Source organism: Ottowia cancrivicina, from assembly GCF_029813755.1.
Classification (GTDB): domain Bacteria; phylum Pseudomonadota; class Gammaproteobacteria; order Burkholderiales; family Burkholderiaceae_C; genus Ottowia; species Ottowia massiliensis.
This window is the reverse complement of the sequence record NZ_JARVII010000015.1, coordinates 23,044-40,630: the sequence shown is the minus strand read 5'-3', so window position 1 is coordinate 40,630 and position 17,587 is coordinate 23,044. Positions and strand designations below refer to the sequence as shown.

Genomic DNA, 17,587 nt, shown 5'->3' with positions numbered 1-17,587 from the left:
CATCCGGCCTTCATCCGGCCCAAGGCCGCGCCCTGCCGTCCGCCGCCGTCACGCCTCTTCTTGCGCCGTCTTTTGCGCCGTCTTTTGCGCCGTCTCCTGCCGCAGCTGCCGCGCCGCCGCCACCATGCGGGCCAGCGCGCCCGTGGCTTCGGGCCATTGGCGGGTTTTCAGGCCGCAGTCCGGATTGACCCACAGGCGCTCTTTCGGGATGCGCCGGGCGATTTGGCGCAGGCGTTGCACGATTTGCTCTTGCGTGGGCAGGTTGGGCGAGTGGATGTCATACACGCCAGGGCCGATGTCGTTGGGGTAGTGGAAGTTCACGAAGGCATCAAGCAGCTCCATGCCGGAGCGCGAGGCTTCGATGGTGATGACGTCGGCGTCCATCTGCGCGATGGCGCTGATGATGTCGTTGAACTCCGAATAGCACATGTGGGTGTGGATTTGCGTTTCGTCGCGCACGCCGTTGGCGGCCAGGCGAAAGCATGCAATGGCCCAGTCCAGATACGCCGGCCACTGCTGGCGGCGCAGGGGCAGGCCCTCGCGCAGGGCCGGCTCGTCAATCTGGATGACGCCAATGTCCGCCTTTTCCAGATCCAGCACTTCTTCGCGGATGGCCAGCGCCAGCTGCTGGCAGGTGAGCGGGCGCGGCTGGTCGTCGCGCACGAAAGACCAGTTGAGCAGAGTGACGGGGCCGGTGAGCATGCCCTTGACGGGGCGCGGCGTGAGCGACTGCGCCCACGTGGCCCATTCCAGCGTCATGGCATGCGGGCGGCGGATGTCGCCAAAGAGGATGGGCGGCTTGACGCAGCGCGAACCGCCTCGCGCCCCTGGCGCAAAGTCGTGCCCAGCACTTGCAGCTCGTCCAGCTTTTGCAGGACAAAGGCCAGCCAGTCGCGAATGCCCGCGTCCAGCCGATCTCCCTGCGCCAGGTCCACCGGCACGTGCAGCAGCGGGCACGAAGGCGCCAGCCACAGGCGCTCGCCCAGGCGCTCGGCCAGCGGCCGTGGCGTCACGGCCCTGCCGCGCTGGCTGGCGCAGGACTACGCCCGCCAGCTGCCCCTGGCCACGGTGCGTCTGGGCGCGCGCGGCATCGCCAAGCAAATTCACCTGGGCGCACGGACGGACGACTTGCAAGGCGATCAGGCCGCCGCCAGCCTGCGCGGCTTCATCGAACTGGCGCGCAGCATGTTCCAGTCAGCGGACGAGCCGGGCGGGGCCAATGAACCCGCCTGCCCGTCCGCTTCATGAGAAGGGAGGGCGCCTGACTGGATGCATCAAAAAAAGGAGCGAATCAAAGGGGGCCTGAATGCCGCTTTGCGCCCTTTTCACTAGGACATCACGCTATGGATAAAAAAGCAAAAAAGGCGTGTTTTCAACTCTGCCTGTTCATGGCCATGCGCATGGCAGATGACAGGCAGGTTTTCAAAATGGCGGCCCCGCGTCTTCGCCAGCCTGGACGGCAGCGACGGCGGGCGTGGCGGCAGGCGCGGCGCTGCCGGGTTCGCTCATTTCGTTCATTTCGCCGCCCAGCGCCTCGATCAAATCGGGGATGAGGCGCGAGAGTTCGCCCGTGGCCAGGGCCGCGTCGGCGTCAAAGCGCTCGTCGCGGTTGTCGCTCTGGCCGTCTTTGTCGAACAGGCCGTCGGCGTAGCGCAGTTTTTTCAGTTGCAGCGCTTGCGTGAGCACAAAGCTCATGCGGCCGGCCCAGCCCAGCGCCAGGCGGGTGGGCAGCTTGCCTTCCTGAATGTGCTGGCGCACTTCGGGCGTTTCCAGCGGGTGGCGGGCAAAGCGCACGACGGCCGGCTCTTCGCCGCTGCCTTTGAGTTCGCATTCGCGCTCGATGCTGAATTCGGGGTGTAGCGCAGCGCCATCTTCGCTGGCCAGCCACGCGGCCATGGCCGCCTGCGGGGCCGTGCGCGTTTGCAGCAGCGCCAGTGCCAGCGCGCCCGGGCCGCCGCCAGCTGTGCGCATGAGGCTGGTGGTGATTTCGTCGGCCCGGCCCTGGCTGCCTGCGTCAATGGCAAGCAGGCGCGCCTGCGGGTCGATCCACACCCAGCAGGCAGCGCGGCGGGCGAAGGCTTGCGGCAGCAGGGCCAGCAGGGCGTCGTCTTTCATGTCGCGCAGCTCTTTTTTGCCGGGCTTGCGGCCTTGCGCGGCTTCGATGCGGGCGGCTTCTTCTTCCACTTTGCGGCGGATGGCGTCCGAAGGCACGGATTTGGTTTCGATGGCAAAGCGCATGAGCCACTGGCCGTCCACGGTTTCCAGCAGCGCGCCGTGCGCGTGGCCGCGCGGGGGCAGCCAGCCGGCGGACTTTTGCTGGGTGGCGCTGCATTCGGCAAAAGGCTCGGCGGCCAGCGCCTGCTCCAGCCGGGCGGCGTCGGGCTGCCAGCCGGGCTGGATGCGGTAGAGGATGAGGTTCTTGAACATGAAAAAGTCTGCGAAAGGCGGGGGAACGGGAAGAAAGGCGCGGCGGCTTCAGGGCGGCGCGCGGCGGGACGGGGCGGAATGCGGCTGGAAATAGCGGAATGCGGCTGGAAATGGCGGGGTGCGGCGGCCTATTTGTCCAGCTCTTCCACGCGGCGCGGGGGCATGGTGTCCCATGCCTGGCAGCCGGGGCATTGCCAGAAGTGGGTTTTGGCGGTAAAGCCGCAGGCCGCGCAGCGGTAGCAGGCCAGCGGCCGGGCGGCGCGCTCCACGGCGCGCTGCACGGCGGCGTGCGTTTCGGGCGGGGCGATGGGCGCGCCCGCCAGCCAGCGGGCGGCGGCGTTGAGCGAGGGAGTTTGCTCCAGATGGCGCACGTAAATCTGGCGCGCCTGCTGCTGGCTGGCGTCGCCGGTATCGCTGGCGCGGCAGGCTTGCGCCAGGGCTTCGGCCACATCCAGCGCGGGCGCTTGCGCGTAGCTTTGCTCCAGCAGGGCGCGGGTTTGCGGCAGCGCCTGGCACTGCGCGGCCAGCGCCACCATCTCGCAGGCCACCAGCGGCAGCGCTTGCGGGGCGTGCGCGGGCAGCTCGGCCAGCGCTTGCAGCGCGGCTTGCGGCTGGCCCTGGGCGGCCAGCAGGCGGGCGCGTTCCACGCGGGGGCGGGCGGCGTCGGGCGCGCGCGCTTGCGCCTGCTCCAGCAGGGCGAGTTTTTCGCCCGGCTCTTGCGCGGCGGCGGCTTGCTCGCACAGGTAATGGGCCAGGTTGTGGGCGAGGTTGCGCGCCAGATCGTGCGTCAGCGGCATCTGGCCCTGGCCTGCCAGCAGCTTTTGCGCCAGCGCGGCAGCGCGCGGCCAGTCATGCCAGCGCTCGCAAATGACCAGTTGGCCCAGCGCGGCCTCTTGCGCGTAAGCAGTGCGCTCCAGCTCGGCCCAGGCGGCTTCGGCGCGGTCATACAGGCCCGCTTTCATGAAGTCCAGCGCCAGCTCGTGGCGGGCGCGCTCGCGGTCGTCGCGGGGCAGATCGGCGCGCGAGAGCAGGTGCTCGTGCACGCGAATGGCGCGGTCAAATTCGCCCCGGCGGCGAAAGAGGCTGCCCAGCGCAAAGTGCAGATCGCTGGTTTCGGGGTCTTTCTGCACGGCTTCAATGAAGGCGTCTATGGCCTGATCCTGCTGCTCGTTGAGCAGAAAGTTCAGGCCCTTGAAATAGGCCCGGGGCGCCTGGCTGTTTTCCAGCCGCCACTGCCGCCAGTCAATGCGCGAGGCCCACCAGCCCAGCGCAAACACGAAGGGAAAGCCCAGCAGAACCCAGCTCAGATCGAATTCCATGACGCCTCTCACTCCTGGCGCGCGTTGCCGCCGCCTGCCGCCTGCCGCTTGCGCCAGGCGGGCAGCATGCCCGCCACGCCCGCCGCCAGCCCCGCCGCAAAGGCCAGCAGCACGATCAGCGCCATGGGAGCCTGCCAGTACAACCCGAAGGCAAAACGCAAAACGGCTTCATGCTGGTTGTTGAGCGCAAAGGCGAACAAAAGCAGAAACAGCGCGGCTTTCAGCAGCCATTTGAGCGGCCTCAGAACTTGGGGCATGGGCTAAAGACGGGGCGGGCGGGGAAAAGAGGCGGGATTCTAAAAAGCTGTTCAGAACCTGACCGTGGGCGCAAAAAGCGCAGACGAAAAGCGCGGGCGCATGGCCGCTGGGCCAGCTGCTGATGGCCTCCATCTGCCCGTTGTCATCGAGGGCTGGCGCACTGTTTCCAATTAAAAACAGGAGCAAATTTGAGGGGCAGCATATGCCCTTCAGCGCAATATGCACTAGGACCTCATGCTATGGATAGAAGAGCGAAATAGCGCCGGGCTGCTGCAGCCTGCGTCAGGCTCGTTTCGATCCGCCTTTTGGCGTTCGCTGGCGGGCCGTGGGCTGGCGCCGGGGCTTTGGGGCGCAGCCTGCCGCGCCTACCGGGGCATGAGCCGGCGGCCTGTGAGGCGCTCGTGCTCGCTGATGGCGAAGCGGTCGGTCATGCCGGCGATGAAATCGGCCACGGCGCGCTCGCGTTCCGCGCGGGCGGCGAAGCTGGCGGGCATCTGCGCGGGGTCGGCGCAGTAGGCGGCAAACAGCTCCCGCACGATCTGGCGGGCGGCCTGCATGGTTGCTTCCACTTGCGGGTGGCGGTAGAGGTTGGCGAAGAGAAAGCGTTTGAGCGCGCTGGATTGCGCGCGCATGTCGCTGCCAAAGCGCACCAGCGGCGCGGGGGCGGCGCGTGCGGCGTCGGCGCTGGCTGGGGCGGCTTCGGCCAGGGCGGCGCGGGTGTGGCGGATCACGTCGTATACCTGCTCGCTGAGCATGCGGCGAATGGTTTCGTAGAGCAGGCGGCGGCCTTGCAGCTTGGGGTGTTCGGCCAGCGCCTGGGCGTGAAAGCGGGCCGCCAGCGGCTCGGCGGCCACCTGTTCCAGCGTGAGCAGGCCGGAGCGCACGCCGTCGTCCAGGTCATGCGCGTTGTAGGCGATTTCGTCGGCCAGGTTGGTCAGCTGCGCTTCCAGCGAGGGCTGCGTGCCGTCCAGAAAGCGGCGGGCCACGCCGCCCGGCTCGGCCTGTTCGATGCGGCGGGCGTTGGATGGCGAGCAGTGCTTGAGGATGCCTTCGCGGGTTTCAAAGCAGAGGTTCAGGCCGTCGTAATCGGGATAGCGCTGCTCCAGCACATCGACCACGCGCAGGCTTTGCAGGTTGTGCTCAAAGCCGCCGTGCGCGGCCATGCAGGCGTTGAGCGCGTCTTGCCCGGCGTGGCCAAAAGGGGTGTGGCCCAGATCGTGCGCGAGGGCGATGGCTTCCGCCAGGTCTTCTTCCAGATTCAGCGCGCGGGCGATGGCGCGGGCCAGCTGCGCCACTTCCAGGCTGTGCGTGAGGCGCGTGCGGAACATGTCGCCTTCGTGGTTCACGAACACCTGCGTTTTGTAAACCAGCCGCCGGAAGGCCGAGGAGTGAACGATGCGGTCGCGGTCGCGCTGGAACTCGCTGCGCGTGGGCGCGGGCGGCTGCGGGTAGCGCCTGCCGCGCGAGAGGCCGGGGCGGCTGGCCCAGGGGGCGAGAGATGAAGTCATGGCAAAGCGGGAAAGGGCCGGGGCGGGAAGGCCGGCGGCGCGGACATTGTGGCGCACGCCTTGGCGGACTTTGCCGCTTTTCAATCAGAAAAAGGAGCAAATATACAGGCGTAAAAATAGCTCCTGCGCTGATTTCACTAGGACATCACGCTATGGATACAGGAGCGAATTTCAGGCTTTGCCGCCAGGTCTGTACCCGCCGGACGGCCTGAAAACACCTGAACACAAATACAGCCAAACCATTGATTCCTTTGAAAGAGTTTGTAGCTCCCATCGGCGGAAAAAGGCTTTCCTTGCTACATTCCCGGCCTTGCAAAAAAGTGGGTTGAAGGGGTCAAAAAGCAGTCAGCAAGTGGTGTTCTGACTGGATTTCGGGCCTTTTGAAAGGGTGCGCGTTGTTCCAGGGGCCGTCGTCCATCGTTCTTGATGCCAAAGGGAGGCTTTCCATGCCGACCCGGCATCGTGACGCCCTGCGCGAGTGCTGCGGCAGCCAGCTCACGCTCACGCGCCATCCGGAAGGCTGCCTGCTGCTGTTTCCCCGGCCCGAGTGGGAGAAGTTCCGCGAGCGCGTGGCGGCGCTGCCCATGTCGGCGCAGTGGTGGAAGCGCATTTATCTGGGCCATGCCGTGGATGTGGAGATGGACGGCGCGGGCCGCGTGCTGATTGCGCCGGAGCTGCGCGAGGCGGCGGGCATTTCGCGCGAGGCCATCTTGCTGGGCATGCTCAGCCATCTGGAGCTGTGGGACCGGGCCACTTACCGCGCCAAAGAGGCGCAGAGCATGCAGGCGCCCATGCCCGATGCGCTGGCGGACATCTGCTTGTGAGGGCGCTGGCGTGCAGGCTTGGACACACACCACGGTTTTGCTGGCGGAGGCGGTGGACGCGCTCGTCACCCGCCCCGCAGGCTGCTATGTGGACGCCACTTTTGGCCGGGGCGGGCACAGCCGCGCCATTCTGGAGCGCCTGGGGCCTGCCGGGCGGCTGATTGCTTTTGACAAGGACCCGGAGGCGATGGACGAGGCCGCGCGCATGGGCGACGCGCGCTTTGAATTCCGCCACGCGAGCTTTACGGCGCTGGGCGCGCTGGTGCCCGCCAGCGTTGACGGCGTGCTGATGGATTTGGGCGTGAGTTCCCCGCAGATTGACAACCCGGCGCGCGGCTTTTCCTTGCGCGCCGATGGCCCGCTGGACATGCGCATGGACCCCACGCGCGGCACAAGCGCCGCCCAGTGGCTGGTCGAGGCGGCGGAAGAAGACATCGCCCGCGTCATCCGCGACTTTGGCGAGGAGCGCTTTGCCCGCGCCATCGCCCGCGCCATCGCCGCGCGCCGCCAGCAAAAGCCGCTGACGGGCACGGCGGAGCTGGCGCAGCTGGTGGCCGGCGCGGTGAAAACGCGCGAGCCGGGCCAGCACCCGGCCACGCGCACCTTTCAGGCGCTACGCATCTTCATCAATGGCGAGCTGGACGATCTGGCCGCCGCCTTGCGGGCCAGCCTGGGCGTGCTGGCCGAAGGCGGGCGGCTGGCCGTCATCAGCTTTCACTCGCTGGAAGACCGCATCGTCAAGCAGTTCATGGCCCGCCACTCGCGTGAAGTGGTGGACCGCCGCGCGCCGTTTGCCGCGCCGCAGGCGCTGCCCTTGCGCCTGCTGGGCCGCACGCGCCCCGGCGAGCGCGAGGTGGCGGCCAATCCGCGCGCGCGCAGCGCCATCTTGCGCGTGGCCGAGCGCACGGCCGCGCCCTGGAGCGGGGAGGCGGCATGAACAAACTGGCTTTTTGCCTGCTGGTGGCCGTGGTGATGAGCGCGCTGCACATGGTGCGCGTGCAGCACGAGGCGCGCCGCCTGTTCGCCGAGCTGGATGTGGCCATGGCCGAAGAGCGCCGCCTGGATTCGGAGCGGGCGCGGCTGGAAGTGCAAAAGCGCGCGCTGGCCACTTCCCTGCGCGTGGAGGAGGTGGCCATGCAGAGGCTGGGCATGCGTCTGGCCACGCCATCCATCACGGAGCGCGTGAAGCTCAAGGCTGCGCCCGCAGCGGCGCAAAGCGGGGAGGCGCCGTGAACGACATCCGCTACGCCCAAAGCCCGCTGCTGGACATGAAAACGCCCGTGTGGCGCAGCCGCTTCATCATGGCCGGCCTGGCCCTGGTCTTTCTGGGGCTGGTCGGGCGCGCCATTCATGTGCAGGTGCTGAGCAAGGAATTTCTCCAGCAAAAAGGCGAGGTGCACCTGGTCACCACGATGAGCCTGCCTGCCACGCGCGGGCGCATTCTGGACCGCAATGGGCAAATCCTGGCCTCTTCCATCGTGACCGTGAGCGTGGCGGTGCGCCCGCGCCAGGTGCGCGAGGAAGACGGCATCAAGCGCGCGCAGCTGGCAAAAATTCTGGACGTGCCGCGGGCCGAGCTGGACCGCAAGCTCGACGACGTGAGCAAGAACTTCGTCTGGCTGAAGCGCTATCTGGACGCCTCGGTGGCCGCCGAAGTGGCCGCGCTCAAGATGAAGGGGCTGGAAGTGCAGCGCGACTTCTTCCGCAAATACCCCGAAGGCGCTGCCGCCGCCCACGTGGTGGGGTTTGCGGGAGACAGCAATGTGGGGCTGGAAGGCGCCGAGCGCCTGTATGAAAAGGAGCTGGCGGGCCGCCCCGGCTCGCGCCGCGTCATCCGTGACCAGCTGGGCCACGTGATCGAGGTGGTGGGCGAAGAAGAGCCGCCGGTGGACGGGCAGGATGTGTATCTGTCCATTGACGCGCGCATCCAGGCCTACGCCTACCGCAAGCTGCGCGATGCCGTCATGCAGCACAAGGCGCGCGCCGGCAGCGTGGTGGCGCTGGATGCGCTGACGGGCGAAATCATCGCCATGGTCAATTACCCCAGCTACGAGCCGGAAGAGTGGCCGAACCGCGAGAAGTGGAAAAAGGCCGGGCAGGAGCGCTTTCGCAACATGGCGCTGGCCGAAGCGTTCGAGCCTGGCTCCAGCATGAAGCCCGTGACGGTGGCCATGGCGCTGGACGCCGGGCAAGTGACGCCGCAGACGCTCATCAACACCGCGCCCGGCTACTACCAGCTGGACCGCTTCACCATCCGCGACGTGCACAACTACGGCACGCTCACGGTGGAAGGCGTGATCAAGAAGTCCAGCAACGTCGGCTCGCTCAAGATTTCGCAAAAGCTCCAGCCCCAGCAAATGTGGGACAGCTACACCGCGCTGGGCTTCGGCCAGCGGCCCGAAATCGGCCTCAAGGGCGCGGCGCTGGGCCGCTTGCGCCCCTGGAAGCAGTGGCGGCCCACGGAAAAGGCCACCATGTCTTACGGCTACGGCCTCTCGGCCTCCCTGGTGCAGCTGGCGCGCGCCTATTCGGCCTTTGCCGGAGACGGGCATGTCACGCGCCTGCGCCTGAACCGCGTGGACGAAAACCACCCGCTGGAGCAGGGCGCGCGGGTGTTCACCGCCAAGACGGCCGGCGCCATCCGCAAGATGCTGCAAATGGCCACCGGCCCCGGCGGCACGGGGCAGCAGGCGCAGACCGACAGCTACTCCGTGGGCGGCAAATCCGGCACGGCCCGCAAGCTGGTGGGCCGCTCTTATGGCGATGGCAAATACCGCTCGTGGTTCGTGGGCATGGCGCCCATCAGCGACCCGAAGCTGGTCATCGTCGTGATGATTGACGAGCCAAGCAGCGGCGGCTACTACGGCGGCCTGGTGGCCGCGCCCCTGTTCAGCCTGGTCACCGAGCAGGCGCTGCGTACGCTGGGCGTGCAGCCCGACCTGAAAGTCAAGCCGCAAATCGTGAGCGACGCGGCAGAGGAGTCCATGTGATGCCCCTGGCTGACGCCCCCATTGCGCACTTGCGCACGCCCGAAGAAGCTGCCCAGTGGCTGCGCCAGCGCGTGCGCGGCCAGCTGCGCACCGACAGCCGCCAGGTGCAGGCGGGAGACGGCTTCATCGCCTGGCCCGGCGCAGCGGCCGACGGGCGGCGCTTCATGGCCGCCGCGCTGGCGCAAGGCGCTGCGGCCTGCCTGATGGAGCCGCCCGCCTCGCCCGCAGAAGCGCAGGCCGCGCTGGCCGGCCTGCCCGCTGGCGCGCCCGTGGCCTGCCTGCCCGGCCTGAAGGCGCAGGCCGGCATGGTGGCCGCCGCGTTCTACGGCCACCCTTCGCAGCGCATGCCCGTCATCGCCATCACGGGCACCAATGGCAAAACCTCCAGCGCCTGGTGGCTGGCGGCGGCGCTCTCGCATCCCGGTTTGCTATCAGATCAGGAGCTGCCTGCGCTGAATCCATGCGGCTTTGCGGGCACTTTGGGCATGGGCCTGCCGGGCCGCTTGCAGGCCACGGGCCTGACCACGCCCGACCCCGTGCAGCTGCAAGCCGGGCTGCGCCGCATGCTGGACGAAGGCGCGCGCTCGTGCGCGATGGAGGCCTCTTCCATCGGCCTGGCCGAGCGCCGCATGGCCGGGCTGGCCGTGCGCGTGGCCGTGTTCACCAACTTCACGCAAGACCATCTGGACTGGCACGGCAGCATGCAGGCTTACTGGCAGGCCAAGGCCGCGCTGTTTGCCTGGCCCGGCCTGCAAGCGGCCGTCATCAACCTGGACGACCCGCAAGGCCCCGCGCTGGCCGAAGCCACCGGCCAGCGCGGCGTGGACGTGTGGGGCTACGCGCTGTGCCAGGGCGGCGCAGCGCCCGCCGCAGGCGCGCGCCTGTGGGCCAGCGGACTGGAGCAGCGCCCGCAAGGGCTGGCCTTCACCGTGCATGAAGCAGGCAGCGCGCCCCGCGCGCTGCAAACAGAGCTGGTGGGCGCCTACAACGTCAGCAATGTGCTGGGCGTGATGGCCGCCATGCGCGCGCTGGGCGTGCCGCTGGCCGCCGCCGCGCGTGCGTGCAGCCGCCTGCCCGCCGTGCCGGGCCGCATGGAGCAAATTGCCGCGGCCGGCCAGCCGCTGGCCGTGGTGGACTACGCCCACACGCCCGACGCGCTGGAAAAAGCCCTGCAAGCCTTGCGCCCGCTGGCGGCTGCGCGCGGCGGGCGGCTCTGGGCCGTGTTCGGCTGCGGCGGCAACCGCGACAAAAGCAAGCGCCCGCTGATGGGCGCGGCCGCCGCGCGGCTGGCCGATGAAGTGCTCGTCACCAGCGACAACCCGCGCGGCGAAGACCCGCAAGCCATCATGGCCGACGTGCTGCGCGGTCTGCCGCCCGGCAGCCAGCCGCGCGCCGAGCCTGACCGCGCCCGCGCCATCGCCCTGGCCTTGCAGGCGGCCCAGCCGGCGGACGTGGTGCTGATCGCCGGCAAGGGCCATGAGGACTATCAGGAAATCAAGGGTGAGCGCCGCCCTTTCTCGGATCAGGCCGAAGCCCGCCGCGCCTTGGCCCGAAACAGAGCCAAAACCGGCGCAGGTCCTTTGAATACGGGGACTTTCAGCTATCAAAGCAATAGCAAACCAACCTCTGACAACGACCCGGCGGCGCAAGACATGGGCCTGACGCTGGGCGAAGTGGCGCAATGGGTGGAAGGCGCGCAGCTGGCAGGCGATGCGGCCACGCCCGTGGCCCGCGTGCATACCGACACGCGCACGCTCGCGCCGGGCGACTTGTTCGTGGCGCTGCGCGGCGAGCGCTTCAACGCCGCTGACTTTCTGCCCGAAGCCGCGCGCAAAGGCGCGGCCTGCGCGCTGGTGGATACCGCCAGCTGGCCGCAGCTGCAAGCCAGCGGCCTGCCCGGCCTAGCCGCGCCCGATGCCCGCCGCGCGCTGGGGCAAATGGCCGCTGGCTGGCGCCGCCGCTGCTTTGCCGGGCCGCTGGTGGCCGTGACGGGCAGCAACGGCAAAACCACGGTCACGCAAATGCTGGCCGCCATCTTCCGCGCCTGGCACGGCAGCGCCGCGCTGGCCACGCAAGGCAACCTGAACAACGACGTGGGCGTGCCGCTGACCCTGCTGCGCCTGCGCCCCGCACACCGCGTGGCCGTGGTGGAGCTGGGCATGAACCACCCCGGCGAAATCGCCGTGCTGGCCCGCATGGCCGCGCCTGCCGTGGCGCTGGTGAACAACGCGCAGCGCGAGCACCAGGAATTCATGCCGGGCGTGGAAGCCGTGGCGCGGGAAAACGGCAGTGTCTTTGGCTGCCTGCAAACAGGCGGCACGGCCATTTTTCCGGCGGGCGATGCCCATGAAAAGCTGTGGGCATCGCTTGCGGGGCCGCACCGCCTGCTTTCATTTGGAGAGCAGGCCGCAGGCGCGGGCGTGTTCGCGCGCGAGGCGCTCTGGCAAGGCGAAAGCTGGCGCGCCAGCGCCGTCACGCCCGTGGGCGAAGTGGCTTTCAGCCTGCACGCCGCAGGCCGCCACAACCTGCTCAACGCGCTGGCCGCGCTGGCCTGCGCCGTGGCGGCGGGCGCGCCGGTTGAGGCGATGGCGGCAGGGCTGACAGCCTTTCGCCCCGTGGCGGGCCGCTCGCGCGCGGCGCTGCTGCACGTGGCAGGCCGCGCCGTCACGCTGATTGACGACACCTACAACGCCAACCCCGATTCCGTGCTGGCGCTCATTGACGTGCTGGCGGGCATGCCCGCCCCGCGCGTGCTGGCGCTGGGCGACATGGGCGAGGTGGGCCGCCAGGGCGCGGCTTTTCATGCCGAAGCGGGCGCGTATGCCCGCAGCCGGGGCGTCACGCATTTGCTGGCGCTGGGCGGGCTGACGCCGCACGCCGTGCGGGCCTTTGGCGCGGGCGGCCGTCATTTTGAAAACATGGATGCCCTGCAAGCGGCGGCGCTGGCGCTGCTGCCGCAAGCGGGCTGCATCGCCGTCAAGGGTTCGCGCTTCATGCAGATGGAGCGGCTCGTGCGGACACTGGAACAACAAGGAGCAAGCGGTGCTGCTTAATCTGGCCGCGTGGCTGCAAGGCGTGATGCCCGAGTGGGGCTTTCTGCGCATCTTTCAATACATCACCTTTCGCGCCGTCATGGCCGCCATGACGGCGCTGCTGATCGGCATTGCCTTTGGCCCCTGGGTCATCCGCCGCCTGACGGAGCTGAAGATCGGCCAGCCCGTGCGCACTTACGCCATGCAGACGCACCTGGCCAAAAACGGCACGCCCACGATGGGCGGCGTGCTGGTGCTGCTGGCCATTGCGGTGGCCACGCTGCTGTGGTTTGACCTCTCCAACCGCTTCGTGTGGATCGTGCTGCTGGTGACTTTTGGCTTTGGCGCCATCGGCTGGGTGGACGACTGGCGCAAGGTGGTGCGCAAAGACCCGGAGGGCATGCGCTCGCGCGAGAAATTCATGTGGCAAACGCTGGTGGGCCTGCTGGCCGTGCTGCTGCTGGCCTTCAGCCTGCTGGGCAATTCCACGCAGGAAGCCTGGGCGCTGTTCACGCAATGGGTGGCGGCGGGTCTGCCGCTGGATTTCGCGCCCGAAAACGCCGCGCGGCTGACGCTGCTGGTGCCGTTTTTCAAGGAAATCGGCTACCCGGCGGGCGTGCTGGGTTTTGTGGCGCTGAGCTTTTGCGTCATCGTCGGCTCCAGCAACGCCGTGAACTTCACCGACGGGCTGGACGGGCTGGCCATCATGCCGGTCATCATGGTCGGCTCCTCGCTGGGCATCTTCGCCTACGTGAGCGGCAGCGCGGTGTTCTCGAAATACCTGCTGTTTCCCTTCATTCCCGGCGCGGGAGAAGTGCTGGTGTTTTGCGCCGCCATGATGGGCGCGGGCCTGGCCTTTTTGTGGTTCAACGCGCCGCCGGCGCGCGTGTTCATGGGCGATGTGGGCGCGCTGGCGCTGGGCGGCGCGCTGGGCGCGGTGGCCGTGGTGGTGCGCCAGGAAATCGTGCTGGCCATCATGGGCGGCGTGTTCGTGGCCGAGGTGCTGTCGGTCGTCGCGCAAGTGGCCTATTTCAAATACACCAAACGCCGCTACGGCGAAGGCCGGCGGCTGCTGAAGATGGCGCCGCTGCACCATCACTTTGAAAAACAGGGCTGGGCCGAAACGCAAGTGGTCATCCGCTTCTGGATCATCACCATGCTGCTGTGCATGGCCGGGCTGGCAACGCTGAAGCTGAGGTAAGGCGATGGGCGCACACGTGCTGATTCTGGGTCTGGGCCTTTCGGGGCTGGCGATGGCGCGCTGGCGCTTGCGCCAGGGCGACCAGGTGACGGTGGCCGACACGCGCGAGGCTCCGCCGCAGCGCGCCAGCCTGCCTGAAGGCGTGCGCTTTGCGGGCGGCGCACTGACCGCCAGCCTGGTGGATGAAACCGTGACTTGCGTGCTGCGCAGCCCCGGCCTGGCCCCGGCCCAGTTGCAGCCCGTGCTGGACGAAGCGGCGCGGCGCGGCGTGACCGTGGCGGGCGAGCTGGACTTGTTCAGCCAGGCGCTGGCTGATCTGAAGGCGCAGCGCGGCTACGCGCCCGCCGTCATCGCCATCACGGGAACCAATGGCAAGACCACCGTGACGGCGCTCACGGGCCAGCTCGCAGAGCGCGCGGGCAAAACAGTGGCCGTGGCCGGCAACATCGGCCCCACGCTGCTGGACACGCTCACCGAAAGGCTGCAAGCCGATGCCCTGCCCGATGTCTGGGTGCTGGAGCTGTCCAGCTTTCAGCTGGACGCCGCGCATGCCTTCGAGCCGGCGGCGGCCACCGTGCTCAACGTCACGCAAGACCATCTGGACTGGCACGGCAGCATGCAGGCTTACGCGGCGGCCAAGGCGCGCGTGTTTGGCGCAGCTGGCGCGATGGTGCTCAACCGCGATGACGAATGGGTGGCCGCCATGCGCCCCGCGCCCGTGGCGGCGAAAACAGCCAAAGGATCGATCAAAGGAGCGCCCCGGCCCGCGCCGCGCACGGTCATCACTTTTGGCAGCGGCCTGCCCGCGCAGCCAGGCGATTACGGGCTGGAAACGGTTCATGGCATGACCTGGTTGGTGCGCGCGCACGATGCCGAAGGCCCAAGAGGCGCGGACGATGCGCTGCACTTGCAGCGCCTCATGCCCGCAGACGCCCTGCGCATTCAGGGCCGCCACAACGCGCTCAACGCGCTGGCGGCGCTGGCGCTGGCGCACGCGGCAGGCTGCCCGCTGGCGCCCATGCTCTACGGCCTGCGCGAATACCGGGGCGAGCCGCACCGCGTGCAATCCATAGGCTGCTTTGCCGGGGTCGAATACTTTGACGACAGCAAGGGCACGAACGTGGGCGCCACCGTGGCGGCCCTGCAAGGGCTGGGGGCCGGCCGCAAGCTGGTTGTCATTCTGGGCGGGCTGGGCAAGGGGCAGGATTTTTCGCCGCTGGCCGCGCCCGTGGCGCGCTGCGCCCGCGCGGTGGTGCTGATCGGGCGCGATGCGCCGCAAATCCGCCAGGCGCTGGCTGGCGCTGGCGTCAGCCTGCACGAGGCCGCCAGCATGGACGAGGCCGTGGCCCTGTGCCGCCGCGCCGCGCAGCCGGGCGACGCCGTGCTGCTCTCGCCCGCCTGCGCCAGCATGGACATGTTCCGCGACTACGCGCACCGCGCCGAAGCCTTCGCGCAAGCCGTGCAGGCGCAGGCCGCCGAAGCGGGCGCGCTGCTGGAGGCCGCGCCGTGAGGCAGTGGTTTGCATCCCTGTTTGGCGCGGGCTGGGCCGCGCGCCCGGCCCGTGCGGCGGTGGACGATTTGCCCGTGCGCATTGGCGGCGCGCAATACGTGCGCGTGGCCAGCACGCCCACGCGCGTGCCGGAGATGGATCAGGCGCTGATCTGGGTGGCCGCGTGCCTGCTCGCGCTGGGGCTGGTCATGGTGTTTTCGGCCACCATCGCGCTGCCCGACAGCCCGCGCTTTGCACACCTGTCGCCCTACAACTTCCTGCTGGGGCAGCTCAAGTGGATGGTCATCGGCCTGATTGCCGCCGCGCTGGCCTTTCAGGTGCCCATGCTGTGGTGGGAGCGGGCCTCGCCCTGGATTTTCGCGGCCATGCTGGCGCTGCTGATCGCCGTGCTGCTGCCGGGCGTGGGCGTGGTCTACAACAACGCGCGGCGCTGGATCAACTTTGGCGTGTTCACTTTCCAGCCGGCGGAGCTGCTGAAAGTCGTCACGCCGCTTTACGTGGCGGGCTACATGGTGCGGCGCATCGAGAGCGGCGATGGCTTCGTGCGCACGGTGTTTCCGCTGGTGGGCATTGTGGGCCTGCTGGGCATTTTGCTGATGAAGCAGCCGGACATGGGCACTTTCATCGTGATCGCCATCATCGCGCTGGGCATTTTGTGGCTGGGCGGGGTGAACTGGCGCATCTTCCTGATCGTGCTGGCGCTCACGGCGGCGGTAATGGCGCTCATCCTGTACTTCTCGGACATGCGGCGCGCCCGCATGCTGGCCTTCATGAACCCCTGGGATCCGGAGAACGCCCGCAACAAGGGCTACCAGCTCACGCAGGCGCTCATCGCGCTGGGGCGCGGCGAGCTGTGGGGCGTGGGGCTGGGCGCAAGCGTGGAAAAGCTGCACTGGCTGCCCGAGCCGTACACCGACTTTCTGCTGGCCGTCATCGGCGAAGAGCTGGGCCTGGCGGGCGTGGTGTGCGTGACGCTGGCCTTCATGTGGCTGACGCGCCGCATCCTGCTCATCGGGCGGCAGGCCATCGCCATTGACCGCGTGTATTCGGGGTTGGTGGCGCAGGGCATCGGCCTGTGGCTGGGCTTTCAGGCGTTCATTCACATCGGCGTGAATCTGGGCGCGCTGCCCACCAAGGGGCTGACGCTGCCGCTCATGAGCTACGGCGGCTCGGCGCTGGTGGTCAATCTGGTGGCGCTGGCCATCGTGCTGCGCGTGGACGCGGAAAACCGCCAGCTGATGTACGGCTATGGAGCACGCGCATGAGCCAGGCAAACCAGACAAGCCAGAACCCGCCGCCTTGCGCCCTGATGATGGCCGGCGGCACCGGCGGCCACATCTTTCCCGGCCTGGCCGTGGCCGAAGAGCTGCGCGCGCGCGGCTGGCGCGTGCACTGGCTGGGCACGCCCGGCAGCATGGAAGAGCAGCTGGCGCCGCCGCGCGGCTTTGCCTTTGAGGCCATTGAATTTGGCGGCGTGCGCGGCAAGGGCTGGCGCGCGCTGCTGGCGCTGCCCTGGCGGCTGTGGCGCGCCTTGCGCCAGGCGCGTGCCGTGGTGCGCCGCGTGCGGCCCGACGTGCTGATTGGCATGGGCGGCTACGTGACCGTGCCGGGCGCGCTGGCAGGCGCCTTGTGCGGCAAGCCGCTGGTGCTGCACGAGCAGAACTCGGTGGCGGGCCTGTCCAACCGGCTGCTGGCGCGGCTGGCGCGGCGCGTGTTCACCGCCTTTCCGGGCGCGCTGCCGCGCGGCGAATGGGTGGGCAACCCGTTGCGATCGGCCTTTTTGCAAGTGCCGCCGCCTGCCGAACGCTTTGCGGGCCGCAGCGGCCCGCTGCGCCTGCTGGTGGTGGGCGGCAGCCTGGGCGCGAAGGCGCTCAATGACATCGTGCCGCAGGCGCTGGCCCTGCTGCCTGAAGGCGAGCGCCCGCAGGTGCTGCACCAAAGCGGCGCCAAGCAGATTGATGCGCTCAAGGCCGCCTACGCCGCCGCTGGCGTGCAGGCCGAAACCGTGCCCTTCATTGACGACATGGCGCAGGCGTTTGCCGATGCCGACTGGGTGATTTGCCGCGCGGGCGCGGCCACGGTGACGGAGCTGGCCGCCGTGGGCGCGGCCGCGCTGTTCGTGCCTTTTCCCTACGCCGTGGATGACCACCAGAGCGCCAACGCGCGCTTTCTGACCGATGCCGGCGCGGGCCAGCTGATTCAGCAGGCCGATCTCACGCCGCAAAAGCTCGCGCGCCTGCTGGGCAGCGCCAGCCGCAGTGCGCTGCTCAAGCAGGCGCAGGCGGCCCGGGAGAAACAGAAAACCGGCGCGGCGCAGGCCGTGGCCGACGCCTGCCAGGAGCTGCGCCAGCCATGAACGCCCCAGTCTTGCCCCTTGCTGCCAGGATGAGAGCGCAAGGCCCTCGTTCCATCAGGCCGGACGGGCCGGAGCAGGCTGGAAGGCACGCCTGCGCCATTCCATCAAGTTACTCCGAAATCAGGAGCAAATCAAAGGCATCGAAAAACGCCTGCTGCGCAC

The 17,587-nt window shown here is 68.7% G+C and carries 14 protein-coding genes and 2 pseudogenes; 10 read left to right on the top strand and 6 right to left on the bottom strand.

Annotated features, from left to right (window positions below; genetic code table 11):
* Positions 1-48: 48 nt before the first annotated feature.
* Positions 49-816: pseudogene (locus QB898_RS08295) on the bottom strand (5-methyltetrahydropteroyltriglutamate--homocysteine S-methyltransferase); the annotation flags it as partial.
* Entirely contained in the window at positions 756-1,013 is a 258-nt protein-coding gene (locus QB898_RS13435) for a hypothetical protein (protein WP_428982775.1), read from the bottom strand. The gene QB898_RS13435 and the pseudogene QB898_RS08295, both read right to left, overlap by 61 nt.
* Between QB898_RS13435 and QB898_RS08290 the strand changes: the two are divergent.
* Positions 994-1,248: pseudogene (locus tag QB898_RS08290) on the top strand (hypothetical protein); the annotation flags it as partial. The gene QB898_RS13435 and the pseudogene QB898_RS08290 overlap by 20 nt on opposite strands.
* Before the next feature lie 174 nt (positions 1,249-1,422).
* Here QB898_RS08290 and QB898_RS08285 read toward each other — a convergent pair.
* The 4 genes from QB898_RS08285 to QB898_RS08270 form a co-directional block, all read right to left on the bottom strand.
* Positions 1,423-2,427: a recombination-associated protein RdgC gene (locus QB898_RS08285; RefSeq protein WP_279524556.1), complete on the bottom strand. Its 1,005-nt coding sequence runs from the start codon at positions 2,425-2,427 to the stop codon at positions 1,423-1,425.
* 128 nt (positions 2,428-2,555) lie between these two features.
* Positions 2,556-3,746, bottom strand: coding sequence for a lipopolysaccharide assembly protein LapB (locus tag QB898_RS08280; protein WP_279524555.1), 1,191 nt, complete (start codon positions 3,744-3,746; stop codon positions 2,556-2,558).
* A gap of 8 nt (positions 3,747-3,754) precedes the next feature.
* Positions 3,755-4,003: a lipopolysaccharide assembly protein LapA domain-containing protein gene (locus QB898_RS08275; protein ID WP_346429804.1), complete on the bottom strand. Its 249-nt coding sequence runs from the start codon at positions 4,001-4,003 to the stop codon at positions 3,755-3,757.
* 366 nt (positions 4,004-4,369) lie between these two features.
* Entirely contained in the window at positions 4,370-5,512 is a 1,143-nt protein-coding gene (locus QB898_RS08270; RefSeq protein WP_279524554.1) for a deoxyguanosinetriphosphate triphosphohydrolase, read from the bottom strand.
* A gap of 395 nt (positions 5,513-5,907) precedes the next feature.
* Here QB898_RS08270 and mraZ point away from each other — a divergent pair, with 395 nt between their 5' ends.
* The 9 genes from mraZ to murG are packed head-to-tail and all read left to right on the top strand — an operon-like array spanning position 5,908 to position 17,425.
* Positions 5,908-6,336, top strand: a complete 429-nt coding sequence (gene mraZ / locus QB898_RS08265; RefSeq protein ID WP_050714887.1) for a division/cell wall cluster transcriptional repressor MraZ — start codon at positions 5,908-5,910, stop codon at positions 6,334-6,336.
* A 10-nt stretch (positions 6,337-6,346) separates the two neighbouring features.
* Positions 6,347-7,273: a 16S rRNA (cytosine(1402)-N(4))-methyltransferase RsmH gene (gene rsmH, locus QB898_RS08260; protein ID WP_279524553.1), complete on the top strand. Its 927-nt coding sequence runs from the start codon at positions 6,347-6,349 to the stop codon at positions 7,271-7,273.
* Complete coding sequence (gene ftsL, locus QB898_RS08255; RefSeq protein WP_050714889.1) at positions 7,270-7,569, top strand: cell division protein FtsL; 300 nt, start codon at positions 7,270-7,272, stop codon at positions 7,567-7,569. Before rsmH ends, ftsL begins: the two co-directional genes overlap by 4 nt.
* 35 nt (positions 7,570-7,604) lie before the next feature.
* Positions 7,605-9,326 (top strand): peptidoglycan D,D-transpeptidase FtsI family protein, encoded by a 1,722-nt coding sequence (locus QB898_RS08250; protein ID WP_279524576.1) that lies wholly within the window; start codon positions 7,605-7,607, stop codon positions 9,324-9,326.
* Complete coding sequence (murF, locus tag QB898_RS08245) at positions 9,326-12,379, top strand: bifunctional UDP-N-acetylmuramoyl-L-alanyl-D-glutamate--2,6-diaminopimelate ligase MurE/UDP-N-acetylmuramoyl-tripeptide--D-alanyl-D-alanine ligase MurF (protein WP_279524552.1); 3,054 nt, start codon at positions 9,326-9,328, stop codon at positions 12,377-12,379. Before QB898_RS08250 ends, murF begins: the two co-directional genes overlap by 1 nt.
* Positions 12,369-13,559 carry a phospho-N-acetylmuramoyl-pentapeptide-transferase gene (gene mraY / locus QB898_RS08240; protein ID WP_279524551.1) on the top strand — a complete coding sequence of 397 codons (1,191 nt, stop codon included), beginning with the start codon at positions 12,369-12,371 and terminating at the stop codon, positions 13,557-13,559. The genes murF and mraY overlap by 11 nt, the downstream gene beginning before the upstream one ends.
* A 4-nt stretch (positions 13,560-13,563) precedes the next feature.
* Entirely contained in the window at positions 13,564-15,069 is a 1,506-nt protein-coding gene (gene murD / locus QB898_RS08235; RefSeq protein ID WP_279524550.1) for a UDP-N-acetylmuramoyl-L-alanine--D-glutamate ligase, read from the top strand.
* Positions 15,066-16,334 carry a putative lipid II flippase FtsW gene (gene ftsW, locus QB898_RS08230; RefSeq protein WP_279524549.1) on the top strand — a complete coding sequence of 423 codons (1,269 nt, stop codon included), beginning with the start codon at positions 15,066-15,068 and terminating at the stop codon, positions 16,332-16,334. The genes murD and ftsW overlap by 4 nt, the downstream gene beginning before the upstream one ends.
* Positions 16,331-17,425 (top strand): undecaprenyldiphospho-muramoylpentapeptide beta-N-acetylglucosaminyltransferase, encoded by a 1,095-nt coding sequence (gene murG / locus QB898_RS08225; protein WP_279524548.1) that lies wholly within the window; start codon positions 16,331-16,333, stop codon positions 17,423-17,425. The genes ftsW and murG overlap by 4 nt, the downstream gene beginning before the upstream one ends.
* Positions 17,426-17,587: the final 162 nt, after the last annotated feature.